A 9,661-nucleotide genomic window follows, 5' to 3' on the forward strand; every position below is an offset into this window, starting at 1 on the left:
TGCCTACCTCTGCGCCGTCATGGGCGTCCAGCCAGCATAGACCGGGTAACAACAGGGTTAATTTCATATTCTTGCCAGATGGGTTGGGAATGGCGGCCATTTTGGCCGCTGGTCATTTGGCTCGAGCATCATTCTGCGGCACACTGACGTCTTTTGCCGGAACTATCGCGCGAGCCGCCTACCAAACATGATTTTGGCGCATGCATGCGCTGGAATCGGATCAATATTTTGCATAGGCAGGCGGCGCCTGCCCGGAAAAGTGATGGATTATCGCAAACTGCTACACATCCCGCAAAAGTGCGCCAGCCGGCTGGTCAATCACCACCTGAGCTGGCTCGGCATCGCCGCCTGCCTGCCGCTGCTGGGCACGGCCACCGCCTTCGCCGTGGCCAACGGCGCCAAGGAAACCCTGCCCGAGCAGGTTAGGCAGCAACAAGTGATCGAACGGCTGGCGCTGCCGGAATTCCATTTCGCCGACAGCCAGACCCGCTACTGGCGCGACGAGGCGGTCAAGCGCGGCGACACCGTGGCCCGGGTGCTGAACCGCCTGGGCGTGCGCGACAACGAAGCCCGCGCCTTCCTGTATACCAGCCCGGTGGCCAAGGATCTGCTCAAGCTGAAAGTCGGCGCCACGCTGACGGTGCAGACCAACGACGCCGGCGAGCTGTTCGGCCTGCGCTTCCTGCAGGACGACGACAACGGCGAGCAACTGCTGGTGGCGCTGGAGAAGCGCGACGGCAAGTGGCAGGCCAGCGCCGACCCGGTGGCCGCCGAGAGCGTGGAAACCGTGCGCTCGATCACGCTGAAGCGCGGAGCCGCCGCCGAGCTGGCCGCCGCCCGCGTGCCGGCCGACATCCGCAACCAGTTGTCCGAAGTTTTCTCCGACCAATTCGAGCTCTCCAGCCTGAAGACTGGCGACCGCATCAATCTGGTCTACGAGACCATGGTCTACGCCGGCACCTCCATCGCCAGCGGCAACCTGTTGGCGGTGTCGATCGAACGCGCCGGCAAACTGCACCAAGCGTTCTATTTCGCCCATGACAGCGAAAGCGGCGCCTACTACGACAGCGAAGGCAAGCCGGTCAAGAAGGGCTTCAGCCGCCAGCCGGTGGCCAGCGCCCGCATCAGCTCGGGTTTCGGCCTGCGCATGCATCCCATCCTGCGCTCGCTGCGCATGCATTCCGGCATCGACTACGCCGCCAGCGCCGGCACGCCCATTGTGGCGCCAGCCGACGGCGAACTGGTCAAAGTGGCGCGCGAGAACGGCTACGGCAACGTGGTGATGATACGCCATAACGCCAAGCTGACCACGCTGTACGCCCACATGCGCGGCTTCGGCAAGGGCATCCAGGCCGGCGGCAAGGTCAAAGCCGGCGATGTGATAGGCTATGTTGGAAGCACGGGCCGCTCCACCGGCGCCCACCTGCACTTCGAGGTGCGGGTCAACGATCAGCCGGTGGACCCGGCCACCAACGCCCTGCCCACGCCGGGCCTGAGCAAGACCCAGCTCGCGCAGTTCGACGCCAAGAAACAGGTGTTGAGCGCGCGGCTTGATCTGCTGCAGAACATCCCGGTCAACGTTGCCCAGATCGATTGATGACAGATCTATATATTGGAATGATGTCCGGCACCAGCCTGGACGGCGTCGACGCCGCCCTGGTCCATTTCGACGACGCCGGCCGGCCCCAGCCGCTGGCCGACCATGTCGTCCCCTACCCCGCTGAGGTGAAGTCCGCCGTGCTGGCGCTGCAGCCCCGCGGCCATGACGAGCTGCACCGCGCGGAAACGCTGGCCAACCGGCTGGCCGAGATCTACGCCCAGGCCGCGCGCGAACTGCTGCAGAAGTCCGGCCGCCGCGCGGAGGATATCCGCGCCATCGCCTGCCATGGCCAGACCGTGCGTCATGCGCCGCACGACGGCTACACGGTCCAGATCGGCAATATGGCCAAGCTGGCCGAACTCACAGGCATCGACGTGATCGCCGACTTCCGCAGCCGCGACGTCGCCGCCGGCGGCCATGGCGCGCCTCTGGTGCCCGCCTTCCAGCAAAGCGCGTTCTCCAGTCCGGACGAAAAACGCGTGATCCTCAATATCGGCGGCATCAGCAACATCGCCCGGCTGCATGACGGCCAAGAAGCGATAGGCTTCGACTGCGGACCCGGCAATATGCTGATGGATGCCTGGTGCCTGCGCCACACCGGCCAGCCCTTCGACGACGACGGCCGCTGGGCCGCCGGCGGCGCGGTCCACCCGCCATTGTTGGCTGCGATGCTGGCCGAGCCTTATCTGACTCAGCCGCCGCCCAAAAGCACCGGGCGCGATCTGTTCGACGACGAATGGCTGGCCGGAAAGCTGGCCGCGCTATCGTCCGCGCCTTCAACTCAAGATGTGCAAGCTACCTTGCTGGCCTTCAGCGCCCGCAGCATCGCCGACTCTATCCTGGAGCACTGCTCCGGCAACCAGGCGGTCTACGCCTGCGGCGGCGGCGCCCGCAACGGCGCGCTGATGGCCGAGATATCCCGCCTGCTGCCTGGGCAACAGGTAAGCGCGATCGAAGCGCTGGGACTGCCCGCTCAGTTGATCGAGGCGATCGCCTTCGCCTGGCTGGGCTGGCGTTTCGACCATCGCCAAGCCGGAAATCTGCCCTCCGTCACGGGCGCGCAGGGCCCCCGCGTGCTGGGCGCGCTGTATCCTCGGTAAGGTGAAAAGCTTCGCATCAGGCTATAATCATCAGCTGTCATAGCCAAATATGAAAAAAATGCGATTTTTCAAGCGCAAAGCCGTAGTCAAGAACAACCAGACGCCGCTGCCGCCTCAGCTGGTCTCCCTGCTTCGCGAAGCATGGTGGCTGCTGATGGCGGTGGCGGCCGTCTACCTTGTGCTGGTGCTTGCCAGCTACTCCCCGCTCGACTCCTCTTGGTCGCACAGCTCCTCCGACCCCACCGTCCGCAATTATGGCGGCGCGTTCGGGGCCTGGCTGTCGGACATGCTGCTGTACGTGTTCGGCTTTTCCACCTGGTGGCTGGTGGTGTTCTGCCTGGTGGCGATAGGTTGGGGCTACCGCCGCATCGAAAGCCTGGGCTTCAAGTTCAATCCCATCACCGCCGCCGCCGTCGGCGGCTTCGTGCTGCTACTGGTATCCAGTTCCAGCTTCGAAGCCATCGTGCTGGATGGCAAAGCCCTGAAGCTGCCGCTGGACGCCGGCGGCATGTTCGGCCACTTCATCGGCAAGGGCATCGCCCACGGGCTGGGCCTGTCCGGCTCCTACCTTCTGCTGGGCGTGCTGTCCGCCATCGGCTTCTCGCTGTTCACCGGCCTGTCCTGGCTCAATCTGATGGAGCGCATCGGCACGTGGCTGGAGGAAGGCGTGGTCGGCCTGTGGCAGAGCTGGCAGGCGAAGAAAGACCGCGAGATCGGCAAGGAAACCGCGCAGAAGCGCGAGGAAAAGGTGTCGGTCGCCAAGAAGAAGATCGAGGAGACCGCTCCCGTGCGCATTGAGCCGCCGGTGCTGGAAGTGCCAGTGTCGGCCAAGGCGCAGAAGCCGGTTCAGCAGTCGCTGTTCGCCGACCCCAAGGACGCCACCCTTCCCGGCCTGAGCCTGCTGGACACGCCCAAGGAGCTGCTGGAAACAGTGTCGCAGGAAACAGTGGAATACACGTCCAGGCTGATCGAGCGCAAGCTGGCCGACTTCGGCGTGGACGTCAAGGTGATCGCCGCCTATCCCGGCCCGGTGATCACCCGCTACGAGATCGAACCTGCGGTCGGCGTCAAGGGCGCGCAGATCGTCAACCTGATGAAGGATTTGGCGCGCGCGCTGTCGCTGGTTTCCATCCGCGTGGTGGAAACCATTCCGGGCAAGACCTACATGGGACTTGAGCTGCCCAACCCCAAGCGCCAGATCGTGAAGCTGACCGAGATCATCGGCTCGGACGGCTACCAGAACATGGCCTCGCGCCTGACCATGGCGCTGGGCAAGGACATCGCAGGCCAGCCCGTGTCGGCCGACCTGGCCAAAATGCCGCACGTGCTGGTGGCCGGCACCACCGGCTCCGGCAAATCGGTGGCGATCAACGCGATGATCCTGTCGCTGCTGTACAAGGCGACGCCGCAGGAAGTGCGGCTGATCATGGTGGACCCGAAAATGCTGGAGCTGTCGGTGTATGAAGGCATTCCGCACCTGCTGGCCCCGGTGGTCACCGACATGAAGCAGGCCGCCAACGCGCTGAACTGGTGCGTGGGCGAGATGGAGCGCCGCTACAAGCTGATGTCCAAGCTCGGCGTGCGAAATCTGGCCGGCTTCAACCAGAAGATCAAGGACGCCGACAAAGCCGGCGAGAAGATCCCCAACCCGTTCAGCCTGACGCCGGAAACGCCGGAGCCACTCGACACCCTGCCGCTGGTGGTGGTGGTGATAGACGAGCTGGCTGATCTGATGATGGTGGCCGGCAAGAAGATCGAGGAGCTGATCGCCCGCCTGGCGCAGAAGGCCCGCGCCGCCGGCATCCACCTGATTCTGGCCACGCAGCGGCCGTCTGTGGACGTAATTACCGGCCTGATCAAGGCCAACATCCCGACACGGATCGCCTTCCAGGTGTCCAGCAAGATCGACAGCCGCACCATTCTGGACCAGATGGGCGCGGAGGCTCTGCTGGGCCAGGGCGACATGCTGTATCTGCCGCCGGGCACCGGCTATCCCAACCGCGTCCATGGCGCCTTCGTCTCCGACGAGGAAGTGCACCACGTGGTGGAATTCCTGAAAACCACCGGCGAGCCCAACTACATCGAAGGCATCCTCACCGGCCAGGCCGACGGCGACGACAGCTCCGCGGCGGGCAGCCTGGATGGCGAATCGGACGGCGAATCGGATCCGCTGTACGACGAAGCCGTCGCCATCGTGGTGAAAACCCGCAAGGCGTCGATCTCCTCGGTTCAGCGCCACCTGCGCATCGGCTACAACAGAGCCGCCCGTCTGATCGAGCAGATGGAGGCCGCCGGCCTGGTGTCCTCGATGGAAAGCAACGGCAACCGCACCGTGCTGGCACCGGCCAGAGAAGACTAGACCTCCCCACGGGCGCCGTTGCCGCGGCGCCCGCTTTCCCATAATAAAGGATGGCCATGCCCCGCTATCTGCCCGAACCCGCTCTCCGCCACGACTACACGCCCAAGACCGGCGTGCTGCTGATCAACCTGGGCACGCCCGACGCTCCCACCGCCCAAGCGCTGCGCCCCTACCTCAAGCAATTCCTGTCCGATCCGCGCGTGATCGAGATTCCACGCCTGCCGTGGTGGCTGATTCTTAACGGCATCATTCTGAACACCCGACCCAAGCAGTCGGCCCGGAAATACGCCAGCATCTGGACCAAGGAAGGCTCGCCGCTGCTGGTCCACACCCGAAACCAGGCCAAACTGCTGAAAGGCCAGCTAGGGGAAATGGGTCTGCGCGATCTGGTGGTGGATTACGCGATGCGCTACGGCAATCCGTCCATCGAAAGCGTAATCGGCAAAATGCGGGAGCAAGGCGTGGAACGGCTGCTGCTGCTGCCCTTGTATCCGCAATACGCCGCCTCCTCCAGCGCTACCGCGCTGGACGAAGCCTTCCGCGTGCTGACCAGGCTGCGCAATATGCCGGACGTCCGCACCGTGCGGCATTTCCACGATGACCCCGGCTATATCGCCGCGCTGGCCGCCCAAATCCGCAAGCAATGGCAGTACGGCCAACAGCCGGACAAACTGGTGATGAGTTTTCACGGTGTGCCTCGTTTCACCCGCGACAAAGGCGACCCCTACTATTGCGAATGCCAAAAGACAGGACGGCTGCTGGCGGAAGCGCTGCATTTGCGGGCGGATCAATACGTCATCAGTTTTCAAAGCCGTTTTGGCCGCACCGAATGGCTAAAGCCATATACCAGTGAAGTGCTGGCGGAATTGGGCAAGGCGAAGACCGGCAAGGTGGACGTCGTCTGCCCCGGTTTTGTCGGAGATTGCCTGGAAACGCTGGAAGAAATCGCAATGGAAGGCAAGGAAACCTTCTTGAGCAGCGGCGGTGGCGAATTCCGCTACATCTCCTGTCTGAATGAAGAGCCGCAATGGATAGCCTCTCTTGCGGAAATTGTCAGAAACAATCTGGCCGGATGGACAGAAATCTCAGCAGAAGATGGCCATCAAAGAATGGCTCGCGCCCATGACATGGGGGCATCCTCCTGACATCAACGTCAGTTCCGCCACACGCCATCTCGCCGCACAAACCTTTAAAAATCATCCAGATAAGCTGAAAACACGGGCGTATGACCGAATGGCCATACGCCCGTTTTCAACTTGTTTGCCGCAAAATGCCAAGATTGGTCCTATATTCATTGAGTGCGCTTCGGGCCAGATTGACACCCTCGCAAACTGGTCACCATAATCAGTCGCAACTAACAGCCTCTTAATGGTGTTGTTGGTTTACCAAAGAGATCATCAAAGTCTACGCAGATAAGATTCAGGGGAACTCTCAATGAACAAATACGCTCGCTACAGCCTGATCGCCACCGCCGTCATCGCCATGAGCGCCTGCAGCAAACAGGAACAACCAGCGACGGGCAGTCAGCCCGCCTCCGCTCCGAACCAAGCCGCAGCTGGCGGCGAAACCGTGGTCAAGATCGGCCAAGTCTCGCCGATGTCCGGCCCGATCTCCCATCTGGGCAAGGACAACGAATACGGCGCCAAGCTCGCCATCGAAGACCTGAACGCCAAGGGCGTGGAAATCGGCGGCAAGAAGGTCAAGTTCGAACTGGTATCCGAGGATGATCAGGGCGATCCGAAAATCGGCACCCAGGTCGCGCAGCGCCTGGTGGATGCAGGCGTGGTCGGCGTGGTCGGCCACCTGAACTCCGGCACCACCATCCCGGCATCCAAGATCTACTCCGACGCAGGCCTCCCGCAGATTTCCCCGTCCGCCACCAACCCGGACTACACCAAGCAAGGCTTCAAGACCACCTTCCGCGTGATCGCCAACGACGTGCAGCAAGGCAAGGCGCTGGGCGAATTCGCCGCCGGCACCCTGAATGCCAAGAAAATCGCGATCATCGACGACCGCACCGCCTACGGCCAGGGCCTCGCCGACCAGTTCGAAGGCGCAGTCAAGGCCAAGGGCGCCCAGGTGGTGAAACGCGAGTTCACCAACAATACCGCCACCGACTTCAACGCCATCCTCACCTCGATCAAGTCGACCAACCCGGATCTGGTGTTCTACGGTGGCATGGATGCGCAAGCCGGCCCGCTGGCCAAGCAGATGCAGCGCTTGGGCATCAAGGCCAAGCTGATGGGCGGCGACGGCTGGCAGACTCCGGAATTCGTCAAGCTGGCTGGCGACGCGTCCGAAGGACAATATGCGTCCAGCTGCGGCATCTCGCGCGACAAGATGCCCGGCTTCAAGGCCTTCGACGAAAAGTTCAAGAAGGAATTCAACACCGACGTGCAGATCTACGCGCCGTTCGAATACGACGCTGTGATGGTGCTGGTGGACGCAATGAAGCGCGCCAAGTCCTACGACCCCAAGACCTACCTGCCTGAAGTCGGCAAAACCGACTATCTGGGCGTGACCGGCAAGATCGCCTTCGACGACAAGGGCGACATCAAGAACGGCGCCGTCACCGTCTACCAGGTGAAGAGCGGCAAGTGGGAAGTGGTGTCCACCGTCGGCGGCGAGGCTAAATAAACGCCCCCCGGCTCCGCAACACAAGAGAGGCGCTTCGGCGCCTCTTTTCATTTGCCTCGCCAGACAACCGAAACTGACGGTCAATATTGCAAGAATACCCCCCGCCGCATTTGGCGCAGCCTTCTTCGCTCCCTTTGCATGACAAACTCTGGCCAGATGCTGCTAACTCCGGGATATCCTCACCTCAAGCACGCATCGCAGGCGCTTTGACGCTTGTTTTGTTTTTCCGCCACATGGATCCGCCATTCATCACTGTTTTTTGACGCCAAAAATTGAATGAACGTTCGTTCATTATATGATTGAGAAAGTCACATTGCGAAAGAGGAAACCGCATGACGCCCAAGCGCCAGCAGCAAACCGAAAACCGCCGCGAACAAATCGTCGAAGCGGCGCTTGTCTGTTTCATCGCCTCAGGCTTCCACCAGACCGGCATGCGCGACATCGCGGACGCCGCCGGCGTCAGCCTGGGCAATCTGTACAACCACTTCCCGAACAAGCAAGCCTTGATCGCGGAAATCGCCGCGATAGAAGCGCTGGAAAAACAGAACTTGATCGATGCGTTGGCGGCAGACCCCGCCGGCCCCGCCGTCCGGGATTTCGCCGAACGCTATCTGCGGCTGTGCGAGCGTCCGGAAGACGTCAGCCTGACCGCCGAAGTGCTGGCGGAAGCGGCGCGCGACGCCGAGCTGGCCCGGATGTTCGCAGCCAACCGCCATCGCCTGGCCAGCGCCTTGGCCGATGCCTTGCATCGCGGCGCCGAACAAGGAGACATAGACAATGGCCTGCCCTTTGCCACCTGCGCCCACTGGTTGCTGGACGCGCTGGAAGGCTGCGCCATCAATCGCACCCTACTGGGCGCCCAACTGGACGACGTTGACATCTCCGTCTTGATCGACAAGCTGCTGTCGCCCGCGGGAGGAAACCGATGAGCCCGCGCCCTAACCGTCTGGACGGACTGGACCTGGCCCGTTGCCTGGCTCTGATCGGCATGGTGCTGGTCAACTTCCGTCTGGCGATCGCGCCCTTCCCGTCCGGCCAGGACCCGCTGCTGCCCTGGTTCTCACTCTTTGAGGGGCGATCCGCCGCCACCTTCGTCACCCTAGCCGGCATTGGCCTGGGCCTGGCCACCGCGCGGCTGGCTCGCGTCCAGGCCATAAGCCAGACCTGCCGGCGCGCCGTGTTCCTGCTGGCGGTCGGGCTGCTCAACTTCATCTTGTTCCCCGCCGACATCATCCATTACTACGCCTTCTATTTCTTCGCCGCCTGCCTGCTGCTGAAGCTGCCTGAGCGATGGCTGCTGGCCGCGCTGTGCCTGACGTTGGCGGCGGCCTTCGCCATGCAACTAACGCTGGACTATGGACGTGGCTGGAACTGGGACACCCTCAGCTACGAAGGCTTCTGGACGCCGGCGGGCTTCGCGCGCAACCTGCTGCTCAATGGCTGGCATCCGGTCTTGCCTTGGCTGGGCTTTGCGATATGGGGGCTATGGCTGTCGCGGCAGCCTTTGGCCCGCCCTGACACACAATGGAAACTGATGGCGGGCGGCGCGCTGCTGGCTTTGGCCAGCGGCCTGCTGTCGGCCTGGCTGCAAGATTTTTCGCCAGCGCGGCTTTCGCCGTTTCTGGGAACGAAGCCATTGCCGCCCGGGCCGCTGTACATGCTGAACGCAGGCGGCATCGCCAGCGCGGCGATAGGCGGCTGCCTGGCGCTGGCGTCGCGCCCGGCTTTGGCTGCCCGGCTCGCGCCGCTGCTGGCCGCGGGCCGGCAAACGCTGACCCTGTACATCGCCCACATCCTGATCGGCATGGGTGTTCTGGAGGAAATGGGATGGTTGGACAGCGGCGAGCTCGCGCGGGTGCCGGCGGCGGCGGCGCTGTATTGCTCCGCCGCCGTGGCCTTCGCCTGGCTATGGTCCAAGCGCTTCCGCCATGGCCCGTTGGAATGGCTGATGCGGCGGGTCTGCGA

The 9,661-nt window shown here is 63.0% G+C and carries 7 protein-coding genes; all 7 read left to right on the plus strand.

Going from position 1 to position 9,661, the window contains the following annotated elements:
* Positions 1–262 precede the first annotated feature (262 nt).
* Positions 263–1,597: a M23 family metallopeptidase gene (locus tag LQR33_RS14350; RefSeq protein ID WP_166439075.1), complete on the plus strand. Its 1,335-nt coding sequence runs from the start codon at positions 263–265 to the stop codon at positions 1,595–1,597.
* Positions 1,597–2,700 (plus strand): anhydro-N-acetylmuramic acid kinase, encoded by a 1,104-nt coding sequence (locus tag LQR33_RS14355; protein WP_231469505.1) that lies wholly within the window; start codon positions 1,597–1,599, stop codon positions 2,698–2,700. Before LQR33_RS14350 ends, LQR33_RS14355 begins: the two co-directional genes overlap by 1 nt.
* Before the next feature lie 58 nt (positions 2,701–2,758).
* Positions 2,759–5,059: a DNA translocase FtsK gene (locus LQR33_RS14365; RefSeq protein ID WP_269326260.1), complete on the plus strand. Its 2,301-nt coding sequence runs from the start codon at positions 2,759–2,761 to the stop codon at positions 5,057–5,059.
* Positions 5,060–5,115: 56 nt separating this feature from the next.
* Complete coding sequence (gene hemH / locus LQR33_RS14370; RefSeq protein WP_231178340.1) at positions 5,116–6,204, plus strand: ferrochelatase; 1,089 nt, start codon at positions 5,116–5,118, stop codon at positions 6,202–6,204.
* A gap of 289 nt (positions 6,205–6,493) precedes the next feature.
* The gene (locus tag LQR33_RS14375) at positions 6,494–7,696 is read left to right on the plus strand and encodes a branched-chain amino acid ABC transporter substrate-binding protein (RefSeq protein ID WP_166439071.1); all 1,203 of its coding nucleotides are present in this window, start codon (positions 6,494–6,496) and stop codon (positions 7,694–7,696) included.
* A 332-nt stretch (positions 7,697–8,028) separates the two neighbouring features.
* Positions 8,029–8,625 (plus strand): TetR/AcrR family transcriptional regulator, encoded by a 597-nt coding sequence (locus LQR33_RS14380; RefSeq protein ID WP_231178342.1) that lies wholly within the window; start codon positions 8,029–8,031, stop codon positions 8,623–8,625.
* On the plus strand, positions 8,622–9,661 hold a 1,040-nt coding region (locus LQR33_RS14385), incomplete at its 3' end, for a DUF418 domain-containing protein (protein WP_231469506.1). The genes LQR33_RS14380 and LQR33_RS14385, both read left to right, overlap by 4 nt.

The sequence above is a fragment of the Chromobacterium piscinae genome (assembly GCF_021129175.1).
In the GTDB taxonomy this organism is placed as follows: Bacteria; Pseudomonadota; Gammaproteobacteria; order Burkholderiales; family Chromobacteriaceae; genus Chromobacterium; species Chromobacterium piscinae.